21 protein-coding genes, 5 tRNA genes and 1 pseudogene are annotated in these 23900 nt (G+C 47.4%); 10 read left to right on the plus strand and 17 right to left on the minus strand.

The window, feature by feature from the left end; translation table 11 throughout:
* Positions 1-133: pseudogene (locus tag L4D06_RS24580) on the minus strand (ABC transporter); the annotation flags it as partial.
* Here L4D06_RS24580 and L4D06_RS24585 point away from each other — a divergent pair.
* The 4 genes from L4D06_RS24585 to L4D06_RS24600 all read left to right on the plus strand — a co-directional run bounded on the left by L4D06_RS24585 (position 132) and on the right by L4D06_RS24600 (position 5312).
* On the plus strand, positions 132-740 hold the full coding sequence (locus tag L4D06_RS24585; RefSeq protein ID WP_274165246.1) for an arylesterase: 609 nt from the start codon (positions 132-134) through the stop codon (positions 738-740). The pseudogene L4D06_RS24580 and the gene L4D06_RS24585 overlap by 2 nt on opposite strands.
* A gap of 8 nt (positions 741-748) precedes the next feature.
* Complete coding sequence (locus L4D06_RS24590; RefSeq protein ID WP_429742074.1) at positions 749-1576, plus strand: SDR family oxidoreductase; 828 nt, start codon at positions 749-751, stop codon at positions 1574-1576.
* A 452-nt stretch (positions 1577-2028) separates the two neighbouring features.
* Complete coding sequence (locus L4D06_RS24595) at positions 2029-2883, plus strand: co-chaperone YbbN (protein ID WP_429742076.1); 855 nt, start codon at positions 2029-2031, stop codon at positions 2881-2883.
* 473 nt (positions 2884-3356) lie between these two features.
* Entirely contained in the window at positions 3357-5312 is a 1956-nt protein-coding gene (locus L4D06_RS24600; RefSeq protein WP_337992919.1) for a CHASE3 domain-containing protein, read from the plus strand.
* 126 nt (positions 5313-5438) lie between these two features.
* Here L4D06_RS24600 and cueR read toward each other — a convergent pair whose 3' ends face one another.
* Positions 5439-5834 carry a Cu(I)-responsive transcriptional regulator gene (cueR, locus tag L4D06_RS24605; RefSeq protein ID WP_429742078.1) on the minus strand — a complete coding sequence of 132 codons (396 nt, stop codon included), beginning with the start codon at positions 5832-5834 and terminating at the stop codon, positions 5439-5441.
* A 204-nt stretch (positions 5835-6038) separates the two neighbouring features.
* On the opposite strand from cueR, the gene L4D06_RS24610 reads away from it, so the two are divergent.
* From L4D06_RS24610 to L4D06_RS24620, 3 genes are all read left to right on the plus strand, one after another.
* Positions 6039-8714, plus strand: coding sequence for a cation transporter (locus L4D06_RS24610; protein ID WP_429742098.1), 2676 nt, complete (start codon positions 6039-6041; stop codon positions 8712-8714).
* Positions 8715-8860: 146 nt separating this feature from the next.
* Complete coding sequence (locus L4D06_RS24615) at positions 8861-9295, plus strand: DUF411 domain-containing protein (protein ID WP_274165251.1); 435 nt, start codon at positions 8861-8863, stop codon at positions 9293-9295.
* Between the two features lie 56 nt (positions 9296-9351).
* A complete protein-coding gene (locus L4D06_RS24620; protein ID WP_429742080.1) occupies positions 9352-10221 on the plus strand; it encodes a TraB/GumN family protein in 870 nt (289 codons plus the stop codon).
* 238 nt (positions 10222-10459) lie between these two features.
* Here the strand turns inward: L4D06_RS24620 and L4D06_RS24625 are convergent.
* From L4D06_RS24625 to L4D06_RS24645, 5 genes are all read right to left on the minus strand, one after another.
* Positions 10460-10563: transfer RNA gene (locus tag L4D06_RS24625), tRNA-OTHER, on the minus strand.
* A gap of 179 nt (positions 10564-10742) precedes the next feature.
* Positions 10743-10819: transfer RNA gene (locus tag L4D06_RS24630), tRNA-Pro, on the minus strand.
* Positions 10820-10962: 143 nt separating this feature from the next.
* Positions 10963-11068 (minus strand) — tRNA-OTHER (locus L4D06_RS24635).
* A 38-nt stretch (positions 11069-11106) separates the two neighbouring features.
* Positions 11107-11183, minus strand: a tRNA-Pro gene (locus tag L4D06_RS24640).
* Positions 11184-11232: 49 nt separating this feature from the next.
* A tRNA-Pro gene (locus tag L4D06_RS24645) sits at positions 11233-11309 on the minus strand.
* A gap of 257 nt (positions 11310-11566) precedes the next feature.
* Here L4D06_RS24645 and L4D06_RS24650 point away from each other — a divergent pair.
* Positions 11567-11707: a DUF3149 domain-containing protein gene (locus tag L4D06_RS24650; protein ID WP_028023614.1), complete on the plus strand. Its 141-nt coding sequence runs from the start codon at positions 11567-11569 to the stop codon at positions 11705-11707.
* Positions 11708-11886: 179 nt separating this feature from the next.
* Complete coding sequence (smrA, locus tag L4D06_RS24655) at positions 11887-12471, plus strand: DNA endonuclease SmrA (RefSeq protein ID WP_274163515.1); 585 nt, start codon at positions 11887-11889, stop codon at positions 12469-12471.
* A gap of 108 nt (positions 12472-12579) precedes the next feature.
* On the opposite strand, the gene L4D06_RS24660 is transcribed toward smrA, so the two are convergent.
* The 5 genes from L4D06_RS24660 to L4D06_RS24680 form a co-directional block, all read right to left on the minus strand.
* On the minus strand, positions 12580-13194 hold the full coding sequence (locus L4D06_RS24660; RefSeq protein ID WP_274163516.1) for a LysE family translocator: 615 nt from the start codon (positions 13192-13194) through the stop codon (positions 12580-12582).
* Positions 13191-13613 (minus strand): lysozyme inhibitor LprI family protein, encoded by a 423-nt coding sequence (locus L4D06_RS24665; protein WP_274163517.1) that lies wholly within the window; start codon positions 13611-13613, stop codon positions 13191-13193. Before L4D06_RS24665 ends, L4D06_RS24660 begins: the two co-directional genes overlap by 4 nt.
* Entirely contained in the window at positions 13610-14092 is a 483-nt protein-coding gene (gene ybaK / locus L4D06_RS24670; protein WP_429742083.1) for a Cys-tRNA(Pro) deacylase, read from the minus strand. Before ybaK ends, L4D06_RS24665 begins: the two co-directional genes overlap by 4 nt.
* A gap of 166 nt (positions 14093-14258) precedes the next feature.
* Positions 14259-15935 carry a bifunctional UDP-sugar hydrolase/5'-nucleotidase UshA gene (gene ushA, locus L4D06_RS24675; protein ID WP_429742085.1) on the minus strand — a complete coding sequence of 559 codons (1677 nt, stop codon included), beginning with the start codon at positions 15933-15935 and terminating at the stop codon, positions 14259-14261.
* 207 nt (positions 15936-16142) lie between these two features.
* Positions 16143-17486 (minus strand): Na+/H+ antiporter NhaC family protein, encoded by a 1344-nt coding sequence (locus L4D06_RS24680; RefSeq protein ID WP_429742087.1) that lies wholly within the window; start codon positions 17484-17486, stop codon positions 16143-16145.
* 305 nt (positions 17487-17791) lie between these two features.
* Here L4D06_RS24680 and L4D06_RS24685 point away from each other — a divergent pair, with 305 nt between their 5' ends.
* On the plus strand, positions 17792-19666 hold the full coding sequence (locus L4D06_RS24685; protein WP_429742089.1) for a methyl-accepting chemotaxis protein: 1875 nt from the start codon (positions 17792-17794) through the stop codon (positions 19664-19666).
* Between the two features lie 126 nt (positions 19667-19792).
* On the opposite strand, the gene kdsA is transcribed toward L4D06_RS24685, so the two are convergent.
* The 5 genes from kdsA to prfA all read right to left on the minus strand — a co-directional run bounded on the left by kdsA (position 19793) and on the right by prfA (position 23889).
* Positions 19793-20647 (minus strand): 3-deoxy-8-phosphooctulonate synthase, encoded by an 855-nt coding sequence (gene kdsA / locus L4D06_RS24690; protein WP_429742091.1) that lies wholly within the window; start codon positions 20645-20647, stop codon positions 19793-19795.
* 13 nt (positions 20648-20660) lie between these two features.
* Entirely contained in the window at positions 20661-21470 is an 810-nt protein-coding gene (locus L4D06_RS24695; RefSeq protein WP_274163523.1) for a SirB1 family protein, read from the minus strand.
* A 2-nt stretch (positions 21471-21472) separates the two neighbouring features.
* On the minus strand, positions 21473-21856 hold the full coding sequence (locus L4D06_RS24700) for a SirB2 family protein (protein ID WP_028023624.1): 384 nt from the start codon (positions 21854-21856) through the stop codon (positions 21473-21475).
* A gap of 102 nt (positions 21857-21958) precedes the next feature.
* On the minus strand, positions 21959-22801 hold the full coding sequence (gene prmC / locus L4D06_RS24705; protein WP_429742093.1) for a peptide chain release factor N(5)-glutamine methyltransferase: 843 nt from the start codon (positions 22799-22801) through the stop codon (positions 21959-21961).
* Entirely contained in the window at positions 22801-23889 is a 1089-nt protein-coding gene (prfA, locus tag L4D06_RS24710; RefSeq protein ID WP_274163525.1) for a peptide chain release factor 1, read from the minus strand. The genes prmC and prfA overlap by 1 nt, the downstream gene beginning before the upstream one ends.
* Positions 23890-23900 lie beyond the last annotated feature (11 nt).

Here is a 23900-nt window from a genome sequence, read left to right on the forward strand (position 1 = left end):
CTGAAACCCCAACCAAAGCAATACTTTCCCCCTGCTCGACCTGAAGCGAAACATCCTGCAGAATGGTCAGAGACTGCGTATTCGTCGTCACCTTTTTTGAAACATTACTGGCCCTGATCACTGGAGTTGTCATGATTCGCATCCTTTCTTTCTGTCTTTTAATTCTGAGTCAAAGCGCCACGGCTCAGACGCTGCTTGTGTTGGGTGACAGCCTGAGCGCAGGCTATCAAATGGCCATTGAGAAAAGCTGGCCATCGTTGATGGAACCGAAATTGGCCTCTTCTAGCCCAATAACGCGCGTGATTAACGCCAGCATTTCTGGCGACACGAGTGGCAACAGCCTAGACCGTTTTCCTGCTCTGCTTGAGCAACATCAACCTAACTGGGTATTTATTGAACTAGGCGCAAATGATGGATTGCGAGGCTTCCCGCCCAAACAAATACGTAGCAACTTGGCCAAATTGATCAGTCTTAGTCAGGGAAATGGCGCGAACGTTGCCATTATGCAGATCCAGATCCCACCTAACTATGGTCAAAGATACAGCAAGGCCTTTGCCGATATCTATCCATCTCTAAGTAAAGATATGCAAATCCCACTCATTCCCTTTTTTATGGAAAAAGTCGTACTCACTGATGGCTGGATGATGTCTGATGGTCTTCACCCGAAAGACATCGCCCAACCATGGATAGCTGAATTTGTGACTGAGCAACTTCTCCCTCATCTGAACAAACAAGGATAGTAAAAACAATGACAAAAACGGTTTTGGTGACAGGATGCTCATCTGGTATCGGCTACGTGTGTGCCCACGCATTGGCAAAAGAAGGCTTTGATGTGATTGCGTCATGCCGAAAAAGTGTGGATGTCGCGCGACTAAATGCCGAAGGGTTGTACTGTATTCAGCTGGATTTGGCCGATACCAACAGCATTCTTACTGCCGTGGAGGCAGTAAGAGAATACACAGGAGGTAAACTCTTTGGGCTATTCAACAACGGCGCTTATGGTCAGCCAGGTGCATTGGAAGACTTGCCCACAGATGCACTTCGGAAACAATTTGAAACTAATTTTTTTGGTTGGCACACCCTAACGCAAGCTGTGATTCCCATGATGATGGAAAACGGCGCGGGACGAATCGTACAGAACAGTTCTGTGTTAGGTTTCGTCGCCCTGAAATTCCGTGGCGCTTATAACGCCAGCAAGTTCGCTGTTGAAGGTTGGACAGACACACTGCGATTGGAACTTGCGGGCACGCCAATACAAATTAGCCTCATTGAACCCGGCCCGATTGAAAGTCGCTTTCGTGCCAATGCGCTTGACGCCTTTTATCAAGCCATAAATATTAACAATAGTCGCTTTGAAAGTGATTACCGTGCCCAGCAATCTCGCATGGAAAGCGAACATTCCACCAACAAGTATACCCTACCTTCTGAAGCGATTATTGCACCGCTACTGCATGCGCTAACCGCACCAAGAGCGAAAATTCGCTATCGAGTAACAAAGCCAACGCACTATATGGCTCTGTGCAAAAGGCTGCTTCCTTCACGAATGCTTGACCGCGTTTTAGCCAAAGGAGGCTAATGGTCGAATGGATCCCAAAAAAATGCATAAAAACAATTTTGTCAGGTTCATAGTTTTGTCATAAAGCCTTGGTAAGCTTTTCCTTGTACCGTGAAACACCTGCCCTAACCTTCTACTTCAGTGTGATGTGTGTCGGATCAGGCCGTGAACGGGGACGAAAACAAAAACAATAATTCCCCTCAAGGAGCCGGACTATGTCCTTAAGTCAATTGAACTGGCTCTGTCTGAGTGTAACGCTGGCGATATTGCTTGTGTTCTAAGTCAGCGTTTCATATCGACAAACGCCAAACGAGAGAGGCCACTGATACCAGTGGCTTTTTTCATTTCTCATCAAACCTATTGATGAAACCTCTCAACTTTGCCACCAAGTACGAATTTCGCCGCCTAATGCCTTGAATTTTCGGTGCTCTCCCCCCACCTTTACAGCATTACTCCTTTCAGTGGGCGAAACCATGCAACCGAATTATATTGTTGAACTTACCGAGCAAAACTTTCAGCAAGTGCTGGAGAATTCTGTAAACACTCCAGTCCTGATCCATTTTTGGGCGCAAATGAGTCCAGAAAGCACAGAGATCATTCCCGCTCTCGAAAAGTTAGCACACGAATACGCAGGCGCTTTCACGCTGGCATTACTCAACTGCGAACAGCAACAAATTCTCGTGCAGCAATTCGGCGTTCGAGCATTGCCTACCCTTGCATTGTTCAGCAATGGACAGCCTGTTGATGGTATTGCGGGGCCACAAACCGAAGATACTGTGCGTGAAATGCTTACTCGTCATTTGCCAAGCCAAGACGAAATAGCATTCAAACAAGCCCTCGCACTTATTGCTGAAGGCAACTACACCGATGCGTTGCAGCAACTTAAAGTGCTAGAAGCTGCATTGGGTGAGGCCGGAGCATTTAAGTTAGCCATGGCTGAGTGCTTAGTTGAAACCCAGCAATACGACGCGGCAGAAGCCACCCTTGCAACCGTGCTAATGCAAGACCAAGATGCGCAATACAAGGCACTTATTGCCAAGGTTGAACTGCATAAGCAAGCCGCTGACACGCCAGAAATTCGCGAACTTCAAAACGCATACGATGCTGACCCAAGCAATGCGGATTTGGCTTACGAGTTGGCGATTCAATTCAGTCAGGTTAACCGTCAAGAAGAAGCATTAGAGTTGCTCATCGGCTTACTGCGTAAAGATCTTAACTGCGCCAATGGCGATGCAAAGAAAACCATGATGGATATTCTTGCAGCCCTCGGTCAGGGCAATGAAGTTGCCAGCCGTTACCGTCGCCAACTGTATTCACTGCTTTATTGATACCTCCTATGTCGGTGTGTCTAGTCCTAAGATAGACTGCTCTTTTGAGCGGCCTTTTTTTGTGCTGACTGAAGCTTGGGTATATCAATAAAATAAACCTCAATCAGCGCTGTATAAAAGCATTCCCCCAAAGAGAGAAATGATGCTTCATTGGTCGAAAACATTGTCGTCATTTCCCCGATTAAGGGGGTGATAAAAACACCCTCCCGATGCCTATTCGAAATTCACAATTAATTCAAACACAAACATCATAAACCCAGACATCCTAATACATATTAACCGACTGATTTTAAAGTTAAATACCCCAGCCAGCCTACTTCAAAGCAAAACACACCTTCAGAATACCCCAACAAAAATTGCCAGAAATAGAGGCAAGCGACTCAATTTTGAGCCAGACTATTTTCTGTACACCATTAGTGAATGATTGTTTAACCAGCTTGATTAAGCCTGTTAACCAGGGGGATGCCGTGTTAATGAACAAGCTAACTATCAAATCAAAATTACTTGTCGGCAATATAATCACAGGGTTACTGCTTGCCCTGCTTTGCGGTGTCGCATGGAACGGCATTAATACCATGGATAAAACCGCAGACATGGTTAACCATACTTACAAGGTCATGGATCATTCAAATAACCTTGTCAACGCCATGGTCGACAAAGAAACAGGTCTTCGTGGCTTTGCTATTGGAGGGGAAGATGCCTATTTGGAACCCTACTTTGGCGGGATGAAATCGTTCAAAGAAAATTTGGATATCGTTAAAAACCTCACCAGTGATAACCCCGCCCAACAAGTCAGATTTGATGACGTCGCCAAAGATGCAGCCAAATGGGACGTTTACGCAGAAAGTGTTATATCACTTAGAAAAGACATTCGTGCTGGTGATGAAATTAACACAGAGTTGAAAGCACTGATTGACTCTGGGATCGGCAAACAGAAAATGGACGGTCTAAGAGCAGAAATTGCGTCAAACCAATTTGGTTTGGCTGGAAACAGGCTTCTTAGCTCGATGATCAATATGGAAACGGGTCTTCGTGGCTTCTTGCTAAACCGACAAGAGCAATACTTAGAGCCCTACATTGCAGGAAAAGAAACTGCAGAAGCGATATTGGGAGGTATTCAAGGCACCCAACTGGCTTCAGATGCGCAAGGCTGGATTAACGACTATGCAGAACAAGCCATCACTAAAGTGAGAGAAGCCAACAAATTTTCGACGTCTCAAGACTTATACCTCAAGCTATCAAAGAAAGAGGGCAAGGCCTTCATGGATGGTTTGAGAGAGAAAGTGGCTGCAATCGTTTCAATCGAGCAAGGCCTCATGGAGCAACGCTCCACGGCTGCACATGAAGCATCAGTCATTGCTTCCAATGTGATTATTTTCGGCGGCATAACAACCATCATTGTCGCTATTCTGTTTGGTCTATTTGTATCTAGCACAATTACGAAGCCAATCGGCAAAGTGGTTGCCGCTGCAGGCTCACTCGCAAAAGGAGACCTGACGTTTACACTCGAAAAAGGCGCCAATACCGAAATTGGACATCTCCAAAATGCGCTGAGAGATACCTCTGAAAGTCTCAGCGGTATCATCACGAGTATGGCTAAAGCCAGTGATCGACTCAGTGTCGCTTCAGGTGACTTGGGAAGTACCACCCATGCCACTAGCGAGGGGGCACAGAATCAATTACACATGACAGAACAAGTGGCGACTGGCATGCAAGAGATGGAAAGTGTTGTTAATGACGTTTCCAGCAATGCCGAAGCCGTTGCAAGACTCGCTGATCAGGCTAACGGTGAAGCGCAATCAGGACTGAAAGTAGTACAAGATACTATCAACAGCATTCAAACACTTGAAAACGAAGTCAACACAACGGCTAATCGTCTTAATCAACTCGCCGAAGAAACCGATAACATTGGCGGCATTCTTGACGTCATCTTAGGTATTGCGGACCAAACTAATCTGCTTGCATTGAATGCAGCGATTGAAGCAGCAAGGGCTGGGGAGCAAGGCCGTGGGTTTGCCGTTGTTGCGGACGAAGTGCGGGGATTGGCTCAGCGAACTCAGAACTCAACATCAGAAATTCAAAGTCTGATAGAGAGACTACAACAAGGTACTCGCGAAGTTGTCACGAGCATGGAGAAAAGCAGTGCTATCGTCAACGCCAGCGTAGAAGATGCTGGCAAGTCTGGCGATGCGTTCAATATCATCACAAAAGCGATCAACGAAATACAACAGTTCAGTACGCTGAATGCTACGGCTTGTGAAGAACAAAGTGCAACGACAAGAGAAATAAACAAAAACGTTCAAGAGGTCAGCTCGATTTCGAAAGAAAGCGCAGACAGTGTCGAAACAACCGTCAATGCCAGTAACGAACTTTCTCAATTGGCAAATACGCTACAAAGTATTGTTGGCCAATTCAAGCTTCGCGCTTGATAGCAGACATGACATGGCTATGTTGCATACGCACTAAGTTCACCAACTAAACTCACGAACTAACTCTATGCGCAAAAATAGAAAATCCGCTCTCAATGAGCGGATTTTTTCATGAGAAGTGATTGTTCAATCATTGCCCTGAGAAAGAGCTTCAATGATCGGACAGCATGCACTCTCATCACCGGGGCATGTATTCGCTAAAGACTTAAGGGAGGCTTTCATCGCTTTCAGCTCAATAATTTTCTCATCAATCTCTGCGATTTTCTCTAGTGCTTTCTGTTTTACATCGGCACTTCGACGGTTCGGATTGCGTGACATATCCAGTAAGGATTGACACTCATCGAGACTAAATCCAACCAACCGTGATCGCTTGATCATCTGCAGTTCATTAATGTGTTGTTCGCTGTAAGCTCGGTATCCGTTCTCACTGCGATCCGGTTCGCTGATCACACCCTTCTGTTCATAGAATCGAATGGTCTTCGCGGTTAGCCCCGTTATACGGGCAACTTCATTAATCTTCATCAATCGCTCCCAATCTCACATTCATGCTTGACCTTACAGTTGATGGAAGGTTTATGCTTTACATTATGAACAATTCCAACGCCTGACCGCAAGTCACTATGGGCGAAACAAGGTTACCGCATGGCTGATATACAAGCTCCAAACCCAAACTCGCCAATCAAAGCACAAAATCTGATCACGCTTCCCTTATCAGGGCTGAATTGCATGAATTGTGTACGCAAGGTTATGACGGCGGTTGACGCTATTGATGGCGTAACCCAAGCCAGTGCAGACAAAACCAGCATAAAAATCAACGCTGATGCGCCAGTCCATGAAGTGGTTGCGGCTATTGAGTCCCTTGGCTATCAAGTCGGCAACACAGTCACGCTGCCACTTGCCGGCCTGAGTTGCGGTCGTTGTGTGGCTAAACTGACAGCAGCCTTTGACGCATCCCCTGATATTTATGATTTCAAAGTGAGCAAAACTGAAGCTACCATTTCCAGTGGGCTAAAACGACATGCACTGGTTGCAATCGTTGAGCAGGTTGGCTATCAGGTTATCGATCAGGACGAGGCCACCCCAACGGCAGGCATTGCGGGTTCAGTTCCTTTGCAAAAAACCGACGCCAACGTCACTCAAGCGCCAGTTGCCAACAAACCCAATACGGCTTCACTGCAATTGATTCTTTCAGGCATGACCTGCGCAAGTTGCGTATCGTCGGTCGAAAGTGCCATTAAAAGCGTTTCTGGCGTTGATAGCGTCAACGTCAATTTGGCAGAACGTACCGCACTAGTCTCCGGCCATGCTGACGCAAAGACACTCATTACCGCCATTGAAAGCGCAGGGTATGGTGCTGAGGTGAGCGAAGATGAAACCACACGCAGAGAACGACAAGCGGCCCTGCATAGCCAACAGTTTGCGGAACACAAGCGCAACACATGGCTATCTTTGGGGCTAGGTGCCCCTCTGATGGCATGGGGGTTATTCGGTGGCTCAATGACTGTCGACAGCACCAACAGTCAAATTGCTTGGGGCATAATTGCACTCCTGACGTTGGCGCTGCTTTGCACCGCGGGTAAGCATTTCTTTATCAATGCCGTTAAGGCATTGCGGCATCACAGAGCGACGATGGATACCTTGGTAGCCTTAGGTACTGGCTCGGCATGGCTTTATTCGATTGCCGTTGTGATTGCGCCAACGCTATTTCCTGAACAAGCAAGACACGTCTATTTTGAAGCCACCGCGATGATTCTTGGCTTGGTCACCCTCGGTCACGCGATTGAAGCCAAAGCTCGCGCTTCAACGTCTAAAGCGTTAGATAGGCTGCTCGACCTTCAGCCGCAAAATGCCTTAGTCGTCGAAAACGGGCAAGAGCGCGAAGTCGCGCTGTCGGATGTCACCGCAGGTATGGTTCTTCGCATCAAACCCGGGGCAAAAATCCCCGTTGATGGCGTTGTTGACAGTGGCGAAAGCTATGTCGATGAATCCATGTTGACTGGTGAGCCTCTCGCCGTCAGAAAGGTCACCGGAGACACGTTGCACGCAGGGACAGTAAACCAAAGCGGCAGTATGTTATTTACCGCTACGGGCATTGGCAGCGACACCATGCTGTCGCGCATCATCCATTTGGTCCGACAAGCGCAAAGCAGTAAACCTGCATTAGCACGTATGGCGGATACTGTCTCATCAATATTCGTCCCGACCGTGATGATCATTGCGATTCTTACTGCGCTAGGTTGGTACAACTTTGGCCCTGATCCCAAGCTGAGCTTCATGTTAGTGACCGCAACAACCGTATTGATCATTGCATGCCCTTGCGCACTAGGACTGGCAACGCCCATGTCTGTCACCACAGGGGTTGGACGCGCAGCAGAACTCGGTGTGTTAATTCGAGATGCAGAAGCACTTCAACATGCGGCTGGCGTTAATACTGTGGTGTTAGATAAAACCGGAACACTGACAGAAGGCAAACCACAAGTCACTTCATTAGACAGTATGGTTCTCGACGATCAAGAAATGCTTCAATTGGCTGCCAGCTTAGAACAAGGCTCTGAGCACCCTCTCGCCAAGGCGGTGTTGGATGCAGCCAAAGAAAAGTCATTGATGTTATCGGATATTGCGCATTTTGAAGGCATTCCCGGAAAGGGCCTGCAAGCAAGCATTAACGGCACCACATACTTTCTCGGTAATGCGCGTTTGATGGAAGAGAAAGGCGTATATGTCAGCGATGCAAGCGATCACGCCAAACAACAAGCCCAACGCGGTGAAACCACTGTATACCTTGCCCGCGACACGCAGTTATTAGGGTTGATTGGAATTAGCGACCCACTACGCCATGATTCAACCAGCGCCGTGGCTCGTATGAAGAGTTTAGGCTACAAAGTCGTCATGCTAACAGGCGACCACCCTGATACTGCCAAGGCCATTGCTGCACTAGCAGGGATTGATGATGTTGTCGCTGGCGTACTACCGGATGGTAAAGCCGATGTGATTTCAAGCTTGCAATCAGAAGGGCGTAAAGTCGCCATGATAGGCGATGGTATTAACGACGCGCCAGCGCTTGCTAAAGCTGAAGTGGGGATTGCCATTGGAAGCGGTAGCGACGTAGCCATTGAAAGTGCGCAAATCACATTGATGCGTCACTCCATTGATGCTGCGACAGACGGATTAGAATTGTCCAAAGCAACGCTACGTAATATGAAAGAGAACCTGTTTGGCGCATTTATTTACAATTCTTTGGGTATTCCCATTGCGGCGGGTGTGCTATATCCCCTCACCGGCGCATTACTAAGCCCTGTAGTGGCGGGGGCTGCCATGGCGCTGTCTTCTATCACTGTGGTGAGTAACGCAAATAGACTGCGCTGGTTCAAACCTCGCAAAGGAGGTAATCATGTTGGTTAATCTGATAGGCGTTGGCCTAATTGCTTTAATCATTTGGTGGTTCTGGCTATCAGGCAAGAAAGATACACAATAAAACTAAACATTGAGCCATGTGCCCGTACTGGTGCGCATGGCCATAAAAATCAAAAAATATTGAGGAGATAATCATGAAAACTCTACCTAAACTTGCTGCCTTTTCCCTCGCACTTCTTTCAGCAAGCACTTTTGCGGCAACAGGCATCACTTACAAATCCCCTTATTGCGGTTGCTGCAAAGAGTGGGTGAAACACATGGAAGACAATGGCTTTGAAATGACCGCCGAAGATCATGTCAACATGAACCCTATCAAACAAAAATTTGGCATCAAACCACAGCTCGCTTCTTGCCATACCACAGTGATTGATGGCTACGTATTTGAAGGCCATATTCCTGCCAGTGACGTTAAGAAGTTCCTTGCTGAAAAACCTAAGCTTGCTGGCCTTGCTGTTCCAGGTATGCCTATGGGCTCACCGGGTATGGAGTATGGAGACGAGAAAGACGCCTATGACGTAGTGGGCTTCTCTCACGTTGGCATGACCATGATTTATAACAGCCACAACTAAAGCTGACTTTTAGAACCAGAGCCTCCATACTGAATAACCACAGGTATGGAGGTTTAATGAAACGTTTCTTCCCCGCGCTATTTGCATTTTTCTTCGCTCAATCTGTTACAGCTGAACCTTTGGTGTGGCAAGCACAAAAAGGTGAACTTACCTATACCTTAATGGGCTCGGTCCATTTGGGAAAACCTGACTTTTACCCGCTTCCTAACGTGATTGAATCACGGTTTCGTCAGGCCGACGCATTGATAGTCGAAGCGGATGTGAACAACGATACACAAGTAACATTTCCCCAAGGAAAACCCACCAGCGAACTGGTCGATTCGACACAACGAGATGCACTCGCCACCATCGCAAAAGAATTGGGTTATCCAGAATCCGTATTACTGAACATGCCACCTTGGCAAACCGCCATGGTGTTACAACTTGCGCAAAGCCAAACGTTGGACCTCCAACAAGCACTAGGCATCGATCTGCACTTTCTTTCTCGCACAAAAAACTTAAATATTCCCGTGAAGACGTTTGAAACGGTTCAAGAGCAGATTGATTTACTGGCAGGAACCGGTGACCACGGTCTCGCCCTCTTGGACGATACGCTAACGCATTGGGCACTTTCAAAAGAGTTTATGCCGTGCCTGATTGAAGCATGGCATGTCGGTGATAACGAGAAAATGACAACAATTGTTGATGAAATGGGGGATGCCAGCGATTTCGAACGCAAGCTACTGATCGACCGTAATATCAATTGGATAAAAATGCTGACTGATTCAGCACAAATGCCGAAGGGTGAATACGTGGTGATTGTGGGTGCGTTGCATTTGCCGGGAGAAGAAGGGCTATTAACGCTATTGAATAACAAAGGGTTCACTATCACACCATTGAATCAAGGCCAAAAAGCTGACTGCGAACTGCCTGAATTCCCGTCGTGATAAAAGGTCGACCTTAGCTGCCGACCACCACTTTAGTCACAATCATTGATACGAAGAAAAGCAAAATAAACCAAATAATAAATGACTTGCGCATACAACTACCCTGCTAATACTGACTTAATTCTCTGATAGCGGGTATGTTACCGCAAAGTGCTGGTTGTAGCATTTCGAGTTTCAAAAAAACCATTCCTCACTAACGAAAAAAGCCTCCGCATTTCTGCAGAGACTTTCGAATACTTGGTCGGTGAAGAGGGATTCGAGCTGGGCGGCATTCCGTGCCCGACCCTCTGGTCCTCTTCTATTTAGAAGCATAGATGCGCTACCAAGCTGCGAAATTCACCGAATCGTTAAAACACTTCCTGCTTACTCAGAGGCGGCTACCTACCTGAAAGTGGTCAGTGAAGAGTAATTCGATTGGTTCGGCATTCAGTACCGACCATCATGCATTACGCATGACTGACCAACCCAATAGCACCTAAACGAAAAAAGCCTCTGCATTTCTGCAGAGGCTTTCGAATAAGTGGTCGGTGAAGAGGGATTCGAACCCCCGACCCTCTGGTCCCAAACCAGATGCGCTACCAAGCTGCGCTATTCACCGAGATTTTGCGTTTTTTGAGATGCTCTCAGAGGGTCACCCTCTGGTCCGCCATTCCCAAGATCCGGATGCGCTACCAAGCTGCGCTATTCACCGAACCGGTACAACACTTCCTGATTACTCAGAGGTGGCTGTCTACCTGAAAGTGGTCGGTGAAGAGGGATTCGATGGGACTTGCCGTCAAGCCCCCGACCCTCTGGTCCGCTTTTCATCAAAAGATGGATGCGCTACCAACCTGCACTATTCACACCGCTTACTGAATTAACAGAGGTGGATGTTTACCTAAATAGTGGTCGGTGAAGAGGGATTCGAACCCCCGACCCTCTGGTCCCAAACCAGATGCGCTACCAAGCTGCGCTATTCACCGAGATACAACTCTTTCCGATTTCTCAGAGGCGGCTGTTAACCAAAAATAGTGGTCGGTGAAGAGGGATTCGAACCCCCGACCCTCTGGTCCCAAACCAGATGCGCTACCAAGCTGCGCTATTCACCGACAAGCCCGCTGCGCTATGCGCTGCGGAGGTGGCTTATATTACTCATCCTCGCCGTAGACTCAAGTGTTTTATCACGTTTTTCATGAGTTACGGACTGATCGCTTAAAGGATCACCAAATACGGATAAATTGCGACCTCAAACACAGTTGAATTATTACGTCGTTATAACACGCCGTTCACTTGATCTGGATCATCGATGAATCATTCACCAGTTGGCAACCTAGTATTAACTTTCATAGACATAGGAATCACAAAAATGGACTTCTGGTTAGACCTACTTTTCGGAAACGCAATTGGCCTCTCCTCAATGATCGTCATTTTTGTTGCTGTTGGCATGATCATGTTCATGGGTGGTTTCTTTGTATATAAAGCGCTTCAAGCACCAGGAACACAATAAGTTACCCTCTCATTTGAAGTTATTGTGCCAGAGCCTTCTACCTGCTCTGGCTTTTTTTATTTCTGCACGTCCCTTAGTTATCATTTTCCGCTATCAGGCTTTTCTCATTTTACGTTCTACGAGACCTAATCAAAATTTCCAATTATACTGCAGCCATGCTTCACCAATCCGTAACGGCTATGAACGGTAATAATGAGTCCGATATTTTTCGGGAAATGATGGCTGATGTATCCCCTATCGATCACGATACGGTCGAAAGAACCAGCCACCCACACAAACCTTCTGATGCACAGTTGGCCCGTCAACTTGCAGCTCAGAAGCTGTCTGATGGTGACCCACAGTACCTATCCCTTGATTACGCTAAGATGCTCAAGCCCGATGATATCGTTGCTTATAAGCGAGCGGGTGTTCAAGACGGTGTATTCAGAAAGCTTCGACTGGGTAAATATGACATTCAAGCTCGCCTAGATCTTCACAAATTCACGTTGAAAGATGCGCGAGAAGAAATCCTTAAGTTTCTAAAACAATGCCAGAGAATGGATATTCGCACTGTGATTATCGTGCATGGCAAAGGGGAACGCTCAACGCCTCAAGCGCAGATGAAAAGCTATGTCTGCCAGTGGCTTGAGCAAATTAGTGATGTGCAGTGTTTTCACTCTGCATTACGCCACCAAGGCGGAGCTGGTGCAGTTTACGCGTTAATCAAAAAGAGTCAGGAAAAGAAACTGGAGACACGCGAGCGCCATCTTCACCGCCGCGGTTAATCGTTTCATATTCAAAGACACAAAAAAGGAGCGACTATCGCTCCTTTTCTATTTCCAATGACAACGCTATTTCAAATGACAGCGTCTCTCACATAGAGCGAGTATGGCTTACATCGTTATGATGACTCGAGCTGCCAAGCCCAACAAAACCAATCCGCACAGCCTATCGATCAATAATGCATTTTTCTTAAGCTTTTCTAACATGTGGCTCGACGAAAGTACCAGAGCCACTACCGTGTACCATAAACCATCAATCAGAAACGGCGTTGCCACGATAACAGAACGACTGAACGTGTCAGTCCCTATTGCGACAAACTGGCTAAACAATGCGAGAAAAAACAGCGCGAGTTTTGGATTGAGTACCGAGATCATTGCTCCGTCCCTTGCGGCTTCAAGCAATGTGGTTTTCTCTCCTTTTTCCAATTTGGCAGCAACCCCTCCCTTCGCTCGCAACGACTTGATTCCAAGCCATGCCAGATACGCGGCACCCGCATAGGTAATAAAAGAAAATAAGGTAGGAGATTCTTTGAGAACAACCGCAAGACCAAGCAAAGTCAGCACCGCATAGAAACCAACGCCCAACGCATGTGCCCATGCTGCCACAATACCGTGTAAACGCCCGCCGGCAAGACTGTGCCTAACCATAACGACCAAGCTAGGCCCTGGCGACATGGCGCCTAGCATGCATACCAACACTAGGCTCAACCAAACGGAAATACTCACTTTGCCTTCTCCTTAACACCCATTACGTGGTTCAACCTTTCGATTTGCTCTTGCGTCAATTCAATCATGCAACTGAGATAGCCTTGACCACTACCTGAGCCTGATGCATAGCTGGCTTCCACCATTTTACATTGCGCCTCTCGCCATACATTAAAGTGAGTCATCATGAATCCCGCGGCTTTAGCTGCACTTGATGCTGACGACATTTCATCTAATTTGGTGAGGTGTGCATTCAATGAAGCGACAGTTTTATCTAATTTCTTTTCAGCCAGTTGCCAGTGATTATCAAGACATGCGGTGACTTGGACATGATGCTCACTGGTTTTATAACACGTCATGATAACGGAATCAGGTTGCTGTGCCGTGGAAGAGAAAGGTAAGCACGCCAACATGAATGCAGGTAGCCTTTTAAGCATCATTTCCCCTCTTTTCCGATATCCGCCGTTTTACCTTGTGTTAGCACCAACAAGTTAGACGGTGATAATTCAATTTCTAGCCCGCGCCGACCCGCACTTACATAGATCGTATCGAATTGCTGTGCGCTGGTATCGAGTAGCGTTGGAAGCCTTTTTTTCTGTCCTAGTGGACTAATACCGCCCACAACATAACCCGTGGTTTTTTCAGCTATCTCTGGGTTGGCCATCTCTGCTTTTTTCGCTCCCGCCGCTTTCGCTGCCGCTTTGAGGTCTAACTGACCCGCAACTGGAACAATGGCAACACCTAATTTCTTGGGATCACCATTCATGGCAAATAGCAAAGTTTTGAACACGCGCGCAGGGTCCTGCCCTAGTACAGACGCCGCTTCAAGACCAAAGTGCGTGTTGCTTGGGTCATGCTCATAACTATGAACATGAAAGGGAATACCTGATTTTTCTGCAAGGGTGATAGCCGGTGTCATATCTATTTCTCTCAAGCATGGCGAAGCAAAGCCATATGGCATGCATACGGCAACAGCCTTATCAATATCGTATCGATAATGACATAAAAAAAGGCACTGTCACCAGTGCCATTTTTGCGAGAGCGTGATAGCAAGAGCGATTGCACTCACTTCAACTCACCTGCGTTTATTTGTAAACAATCTCATCGTTTGGTTCATATTTGTTCACATCAATCGGTGAGTTTTTCTCTAGGAAGTCTTKGAGGACTTCTGCATCAACAAAACCGGTATTTACGTTACCTGGGTGACCCACAATTTTAGGGTAACCATCACCGCCTGCTGCGTTATAGCTTGGGACTGTAAAGCGATACACTTTATTTGTATCTAGCGGCTCACCATTGATGACAACGTCGCTCACGCCTTCAGGCGAGACCGTCATTGCGATGCCATAAAACTGCGCATAGGCACCTGAATCTACTGGCTTAGTCGCCACCACATTCAAGTAATCAAGCACTTCTGCACCACTCATGTCAGTGTAAGTCAGCATGTTAGCGAACGGCTGAACAGTAAGAACATCTTTGTACGTTACATCACCTGATTCGATCGAATCACGTACACCACCAGAGTTCATCACGGAGAAATCCGCCTTCGCACGCTCTTTATGCGCGGCAGCAATCATGCGACCAAGATTGGTTTGCTGGAAACGAACCACGTTACGATCACCTTCCAACTTACCGTTAGTTTCTGCAATCTTAACGCTCAGTTTGTCTTGGCCTTTGTCCTGGTAAGGTTTCAAGAAGTCATATATCTCTTTATCTTTTGGAATTTCACTCTGGATAAATACACGCTTCTTCTCACCATTAACTTTAATTTTCTTCTTCAAGTTAACAGGAATTAAATCATAAGAAACCAGGTTCAACTCGCCATTACGGAATTCAAAATCTGCCTTACCGACGTATTTTCCCCACTCATGGGCTTGAACAATCCAAGTACCGTTTTGGCTATCCGGCTTACACTCGTCGCCCGGCTTGAACGACTTGTTGTACATGTTTGGACCTTCCATGCACACTGGCTCTTGTGAGTGACCACCCACAATCATGTCCAGTGAGCCGCTATCTAGGTAGCGTGCTAATGCAACATCACCCGGCGCGTTTATACCACGCTTACCATCTTCGTAGTGACCCATGTGAGTCGTTGCGATGATGATATCTGGCTTTTCAGTCGCTTCAAGTTCTGCAATCAGCTTTTTAGCTTCGGCTTTCGGGTCACGAAAATCCAATTCACCGATAAACTCCGGATTACCGATTTTCGACGTGTCTTCTGTTGTCAAACCGATAACCGCAATGCGTAGGCCATTCTTTTCGAAAATCTCGTAAGCTTGGTATTTACGCTTGCCTGTCGCCTTGTCGTATATGTTCGCCGACAGCATAGGGAAATCAGCCCATTGCATTTGCTTTTCTAGCACGTCTAACGAATTATCAAATTCGTGGTTACCCAGAGCCATTGCGTCATAACCAATCATGGTCATGCCTTTGAAATCCGGTTCCGCATCAAGCAAGTCTGACTCTGGAACACCAGTATTGATATCACCACCGGAAAGAAGAAGCACAGATGAACCTTGAGCTTCTGCTTCAGTACGCAGGTTATCAATCAGGGTTTTACGTGCAGCCATGCCATATTCGCCATGGCGGTTGTGCCAGAAACGACCGTGGTTGTCGTTAGTGTGAAGAATGGTGACGTTATAGGTGGTATCTGGTTGCCAACCCGGTACAACTTCCGTTGTTTCTGTGGTGGTTGAACAGCCAGCCAGAGAGGCCAGCAGTGCAGCGCTAATCGCTGCCTTGAGAGAAAGGCGATCCTTCATGGGTGTTACCTATATTTGTTGTGAGCGAAGAAGTTGGCGCTAAGTCCAGCTTCTGTGATGATTGAAATAGACTTTTTTCATCTTCACGAAACAGTCTAAATATATCCGCTCACCATCACATTCTTCTTTCAACAAACTGCCGCCCAGATCACTGAAAAACACCCCATTGGTAGACATCATGCGTCGACAATAGGGTGTTTTAGGTGGTTATTTAACCGTGTGCTGGCCCTGTGATCTAGCAATCGCAAACGCTGCGGCGATAGCGAGAAGGAAGCAGTAATAGGATTGACCAACAACAGACAATGGTGACAATTCAAAAATTGACCCCAACAGCAATGCCTGTGCGCCGTAAGGAAGAACACCTTGAATAACGCAGGAGAAAATATCTAGCAAGCTCGCACTTCGTTTTGGGGCAACGTCATGCTGAGTGGATAGCTCTTTCGCCACACCGCCCGCCACAATGATAGCGACTGTGTTGTTTGCCGTACAAAGGTTGGTCAAACTGACAAGCAACGCAATGCCCGCTTCACTCGCGCGCGGAGACCCTTTCTCTGCTGCTTTGTCGGCACGAGACATGATCAATTTGCTCAACTTTTCGGTGACAAATGCAAGGCCACCCTGCTGACGCATCAACTCTGCCAAGCCACCAATGAGCAATGACAACAGGAAGATTTCCTGCATATTCCCAAAGCCTGCGTAAATATCTTGGCTAAAGACCATCACGCTATAACCTTCGGTTTGTGCTAGACCCACAACACCTGCGAACACGATGCCAATCGTCAGCACCACGAACACATTGATGCCATACACCGCCAATACCAATATTGTCAGGTAAGGCAATACCGCCAGCCAATCAATGCTGCCCGACACGGGAGCTTGAGTCACTTCATTGGCAAAGAAGAAGATAACCAATGCCACCATTGCTGCGGGAACGGCAATTTTTACGTTCTCTCGGAACTTATCTTTCATCTGACATCCTTGCGAGCGCGTAGCTGCAATGGTGGTATCAGAAATGATAGAAAGGTTGTCGCCAAACATTGCGCCACTGAGCACAACACCTGCCATTAATGCGGTATCGATACCTGTGCTATCAGCAATACCGAGTGCAACAGGTGCTACTGCGGCGATGGTGCCCATCGACGTACCCATTGATGTTGCAATAAATGCAGAGATCAAGAATAAGCCCGGTAAGATGAAGCTAGAAGGGAGTACAGCCAAGCCTAGGTTAACCGTTGCATCCACCCCGCCCGTCGCTTTGGCGACGGCCGAGAAAGCACCGGCCAACAGGTAGATCAAACACATTGCCGTGATGTCACGGTGTGATACACCCTCAATGAACTGGCCAATTGCAGTGTTTAACTTATCTTTGCTCATCAATACCGCCAGCATGATTGCAGGCAACACTGCAATTGGTGCTGGAAGTTGATAAAAAGCGAACTCGATATTTTGAGTGGAAAAGTAAACGCCAGTGCCGATAAACAGGCTCAAGAAAAGCCCTAATGGCAACAGTGCCAACGCTGAAGGGGTAATGTCTGATTGCTTCTGTGTCATGTCAGGTTGCATATTTTTTGTGAAGTTGAACGCAGAGTAAAAGGAAACGTTCACCCCGTCAACAAATAGACGTCTAAACGTCCAAGAAACCAAATTTTCTTTTCAACCTCTCAGTACATCTTTGATCTTGTCATCGGTATCGACAACGATTCATCTTTCCTTGAAACAAAATCAAATAATCATTTCTTTCAACTAAAGCATCGTCTGCTTTAGTCGATACAGTACTCCATACCGACAATAAGAAGATTGAATGGCCATTTGCCAATCACTTGATTTCCCAATCGCGCTGCAAGGAACACAATGGAATGACACTTACACTCAAACAAAAACTCACAGGCACTTGCCTCATAGCCGTGGTGGCGATGGCAACCGTTTTAACATTCTTGGCAGGTAATCAACTGTCTACACAAACTCAGCAAGGCTTGGAGTATCGTGTAGAGAGTCTATCGGAAGTGGCAAAAGTTGGGCTTTCTGACTGGCTCGATGCGCACGCAACAGCTATGCAGGGCTATGTTCAAACCATGCCGCATAGTAACGAAGTCAACGCGTTAGAAATGCTGCAAATCTCCGGCAAGTTTGCCATGACCTTCTACGCAAAAACCGATGGCACACTGGCGCTGTCAAACGGACAAAGCGTTGATATTGATCCTCGCCAACGCCCTTGGTTTGTTAAAGCCATCAAAGAAAACAAAACCATCAGCACCGAACCCTACCGCGATGCACTCACTGGCGAAACCATGGTGACAATTGCGATGCCTACCTATCTTAATGGCGAGCTTGATGGTGTGCTAGGCGGAGACATTAGCCTTCGCAAGGTCGTCAACGACGTATCTCAATTCCATTTCGGCAAAAATGCATTTGGCATGTTGTTTAGCGAAAAAGGGGCACTAATTGCACACAAGAACCCATCGCTAAACGGACAACCTATTACGCAATACAATTCTGCTTTGAGCCTTCCTGTTATACGCCAAGCTGCTCAAGATAGTGCCCTCGTTTTATCTTCACTCAATGGCAGCGAAAAAGCCTACTTCTTTACGCAATTACCCTCGGCTAAGTGGTTCATTGGTATTGAGTTGGATATGGATACTGAATTGGCCGTTCATGATAGTGCCGTAACAACGCTTATCATGACAAGCGTTGCTGTTGCATTGGTGGTGCTCGCATTGTCGGTGTGGCTGGTGAATGTTTTGTTCCGCGACCTGAGCCGAGTGGCTGATGCTATGGCTGAAATTGCCAGTGGTGATGCTGACTTAACACAACGCTTAACACCGCATAGTAACGATGAGGTCGGCCAACTTGCCCACAACTTCAATACCTTTGTCGCCAACATGCACAACATGGTTTCTCAGCTAAAAAGTGTCGGGGAGGCATTGTCAGAGCAAGCTAATCACGCTGCCGACCAAGCGAGTGTCCGCAGCGCTCGAATTCGCACCCAACAAGATGAAATCAACATGGTCGCCACGGCAATCAACCAGATGGCGGCAGCAACACAAGAAATCGCAGGTAGCGCTGAAAATACTGCCAAGCTTTCGCAAGATGCTGTTGGTTCGTCAGAGTCTGGCGCTTCTCAAGTGGAGCAGAGCCAACAATCTATCGGCAATTTGTCCGTCGAAGTAGAGTCTGCGACATCGGTCATTGCTGAGCTTCAATCTCACACGCAAAGTATCAACTCTATCTTGTCGACCATTCAAGACATTGCAGAGCAAACCAACTTGCTGGCATTGAATGCCGCCATTGAAGCGGCACGAGCCGGTGAGCAAGGCCGCGGTTTTGCTGTTGTCGCTGATGAAGTGCGCGTACTAAGCCAACGCACACATGATTCAACCCGTGAGATTCAATCCACCATTGAAACGCTACAAAACACCACGCGTTCAGCGGTCACTATCATGGAAGGAAGCCGTCACCTTGCTACTACCAGCGTGGAAGACGCTAACAGTGCAACGAATAGCCTGTCGCAAATCACTGCATCCGTATCCACCATCAGTGACATGGCGACACAAATCGCATCCGCAGCAGAAGAACAGTCGCTGGTCACCATAGAAATTACGCGTAATACCGAGGCGGTACGCTCTGCTTCTGATGAATTGGCACACGAAGCCAACGACGCGTCGCAGCAAGCCAGCGAACTTTCACACCTTTCTCAACAACTCAACACGGAAATCTCTCGCTTCCAATTGTAAGGGGAGAGTCACTCCAGACTGGTTAGATAACCGGTCTGTAAAACAACAAAAAGCCGGCATCAGCCGGCTTTTTCATTTCTTCATTCGTTTCACCTTGTTATTGCAAACAAAGCGCAAACATTTTGCTTAGCGAATATCTAAATCTTCAAAGCTTTTCACCAGATCATCCAGCGCTTTCATTTGCTTCAAGAATGGCTCCAGCTTGTCCAATGGCAATGCTGATGGGCCATCACAACGTGCGTTGTCTGGATCTGGGTGCGCTTCTATGAATAGACCAGCGATCTTGGTACCTAAACCTGCGCGCGCCAAATCAACCGTTTGTGAACGACGACCGCCAGATGCTGCGCCTAGTGGATCGCGGCACTGCAGTGAGTGGGTCACGTCAAAGATGATTGGGCTGCCGTTGCTTGCCTTCTTCATCACATCGAAGCCCAGCATATCAACAACCAGGTTATCGTAACCCATGCATGAGCCGCGCTCACACAGGATGATCTTGTCGTTGCCACACTCAGCAAATTTGTCGACGATGTTACCCACTTGTCCTGGGCTCATGAACTGAGGTTTTTTCACGTTAATAACCGAATTGGTTTTTGCGAACGCTTCAACCAAGTCCGTTTGACGAGCAAGGAATGCTGGCAATTGGATAACATCAACCACTTCTGAAACAGGCTGAGCCTGCCAGATTTCGTGCACGTCAGTGATCAATTTAACGCCAAAAGTATCTTTCAACTCTTGGAAGATTTTCATGCCTTCATCGAGGCCTGGACCACGGTAAGAATGCACAGATGAACGGTTAGCTTTATCGAACGATGCTTTGAATACATACGGGATACCCAGTTTTTGGGTCACTTCCGCATAATGCTCACAGATCTGCATTGCCAGATCACGTGATTCCAAAACATTCATCCCGGCAAAAAGAACAAATGGCTTATCGTTAGCAACTTGAATATCGCCAATCTGAACTGTTTTTTGTGCTGTCATGCTACATTCCTGATTAATGGAAAATAGGGGCTTCTGCGGTCAATACTTTGACCTGCAGTTTCAATAACTCAGCGGCCGGATCATGGGGGCACTGAGCGATAAAGTATTCATAGTCTTCCGCGGCGACCCAGTCACATTTTAGCTGCTGGAAGATATAGCCACGGTCTCGAATTTCATAAGGGTCGTCAGGGCTGAAGGTTAACGCCAGCTCACTGCATCGCAATGCCATCGCGTAGTTCTCTTCACGAAGCAATGCACTTTTGATCACGGCAAGCCAACGACCAATCAGTGTCGGATTGTCACTGCCTTCAAGGTGTTCAGGCAAAAGTTGAGCGGTTGAGCCCTCTTTGCCTACCAGCCAACCACGCAGTATACGCGTTGACAAAAACTCACCATCGAATGGGTTGATATACTGCGGCTCACGGTCAAACCAGTCAACTTTCAAAATCAACTGCGTCGGAAAGCCCACAGGCTCTAACGGCAAATCAAGGCGGTCTGCAAAGAACAGGAAAATCGCCCCTAAACTCACAGGGATCCCTTTACGACGCTTAAGCACTTTCTCTACAAACGTATTATCAGAAGAGAAATACTGTTCGAAGTCGCCTTTGAAACCCCAGTCTTTGTAGAACAAACGAATCAAGCCTTCAAGGCGAAGTTCATCGTTGGTTTCACTCGCCAAAAGATGCTCGGCATCTTTGGCTAATTGCTCAAGTTCTGCTCTCACCCAATGCATAGATGTTGCAGGGTCAACAGCGGCATTCAGCGCCAGTGCGCCTTCAACCATTGTTAAAGCATCTAGTTCCTGATCTGTAAACGCGATCATTATTACCCCAACAGCTGCGGTGTTTTGCTGATAGCTAAGTTAGCGGCAGCAAAGACCCAACCTAAAGCGCCAAAGAAGGCAAACAATCTAAATAGTGTGCCTTGGCTGTAGTGAAGAGCCACATAGCCCAACGCGATATACGCTAGCACACAGGTCAGTTTTTCAGTCATCCACACCGCACTTGGCGTGAATGGAATAAAGCCAGTGATCACGATAAGCGCGACACCTGTTGCCAACAAACCTGTATCAATAATGTGAGGAACAACTTTCACCCATTTCTTTTGCAACATTTTGCTGCCCATCATGAGCCAGACAAAACGCAGGATGAATAGACTGACGCTCAAGGCGATGAACAAAAAATGGGAGTGCTTCAATGCAGCGTACATAATCCGTAATTCTCTTTTCGTTATTGATAGTGGTTTATCGATAAGTTGCCCTATCGATAATGTGTTGAGTTATGTAAGGGCCGCTTCCGCAGTCAACGCTGACTACGCGATACGGCCTAAGGTCACACGGTCAAGGCCAGCATAATCTTGCACGGTTTCTACGTCGCAAAATCCCGCGCCTAAAAACAGCGCTCTCACTGCGCGCCCTTGATCGTAACCATGTTCAATCATCAGCCAACCACCTTGTGCGAGATAGCGCGGGCTGTGTTGGCAAATATGGCGAATATCCGCCAAGCCGTGATCGTCGGCAATCAATGCCGTTTTTGGCTCAAAACGAACATCACCTTGAGCAAGGTGAGGATCCTCTGGGTCAATATAAGGCGGATTGCTGACAATCATGGTAAACGCGTGTTCAGGCACAGCATCAAACCAACTGCTTTGCAGAAACAAGGCATTGCTAATGCCATTCTCTTGCTGGTTGCGCTGAGCTAATGCGACCGCTTCTGGACGCAAATCAACTCCCGTTACCTCAAGATCATGACGCTCACTCGCAATAGACAGTGCGATTGCGCCCGTTCCTGTCCCTAAGTCCAGTACGCTGCCTTCACCTTTCGGCAAACGCTCAAGCGCTAACTCGACCAATCGTTCGGTATCAGGACGGGGAATAAGCGTGCTTGGCTCTACGTTTAGACGTAGTGACCAAAAATCGCGATAACCAATAATATACGCAACAGGTTCACCCAACGTTCTACGGGCAATGAGACCATTGAACGCTGCCAATTCTTCATCAGACAACAATTTGTCCGACCAGGTATATAAATAGCTACTTGGCTTATCCAATACGTGGCACAGCAATACCGATGCATCAATCCTTGGCGAAGGGCTTTCGTGTTCAGCCAGTAAATGCGCTGCTGCTCGCAGCACATTTTCAATGCTATTGAGCATTAGTGTTGATCTGCCAACGCTGCCAATTGGTCCGCTTGGAATTCTTGCATGATTGGATCAACCAAACAGCCCAAATCCCCTTCCATCACGTCATCCAAACGATAAACCGTTAACGTGATACGGTGATCAGACACTCGACCTTGCGGATAGTTGTACGTGCGGATACGGTCAGAACGGTCACCAGAACCCAACAAGTTACGACGTGTACTAGCCTGCTCTGCAGCGCGTTTTTCTTCTTCCGCTTTGATCAATCGCGCAGCTAGCACTGACATCGCTTTGGCTTTGTTCTTGTGCTGCGAACGCTCGTCCTGACATTCCACTACAGTACCGGTTGGCAAGTGGGTAATACGGATTGCTGAGTCAGTGGTGTTAACGTGCTGACCACCTGCGCCCGAAGAACGGAAGGTATCAATTTTCAAATCAGACGGATTGATGTCAGGGATTTCCGCTTCTGGGATTTCTGGCAAAATAGCAACGGTACATGCTGACGTATGAACACGGCCTTGCGATTCGGTCGCTGGTACACGTTGAACACGGTGACCACCAGACTCAAACTTCAGGACACCGTAAGCGCCGTCACCCGAAATTCTAGCGACCATCTCTTTGTAACCGCCCTGCTCCGAGTTGTTGGCGTTGATCACCTCTACGCGCCAGCCTTTTGATTCAGCAAATCGGCTATACATACGGAACAAGTCACCCGCAAAAATACCCGCTTCATCACCACCAGCACCGGCGCGAATTTCAACGAAACAGTTACGCTCGTCATTGGGATCTTTAGGAATAAGTAGCACTTGAAGCTCTTCCGTTAGGCGCTCCATTTCCACTTTGGCCGCTTTCACTTCTTCTTGTGCCATTTCACGCATTTCAGCGTCATCTTCTTGCGCCATTTCTAGCGCTGCATCCAGATCGTCCGCTGCTTGCTTGTATTGACCAAAGCACTGCGTCACTTCTTCTAGCTGGCTGTATTCTTTTGATAGCGAGCGGAATCTGTCTTGATCTCCGATAATGCCAGGATCACCCAGTAAGTGTTGTACTTCTTCGTAACGCTCAGCGAGCGATTCTAATTTGGCGAGAATTGATGGTTTCATAGTAAGTTTTA

Origin of the sequence: Enterovibrio makurazakiensis, from assembly GCF_050336585.1 — a bacterium.
GTDB lineage: Bacteria > Pseudomonadota > Gammaproteobacteria > Enterobacterales > Vibrionaceae > Enterovibrio > Enterovibrio gelatinilyticus.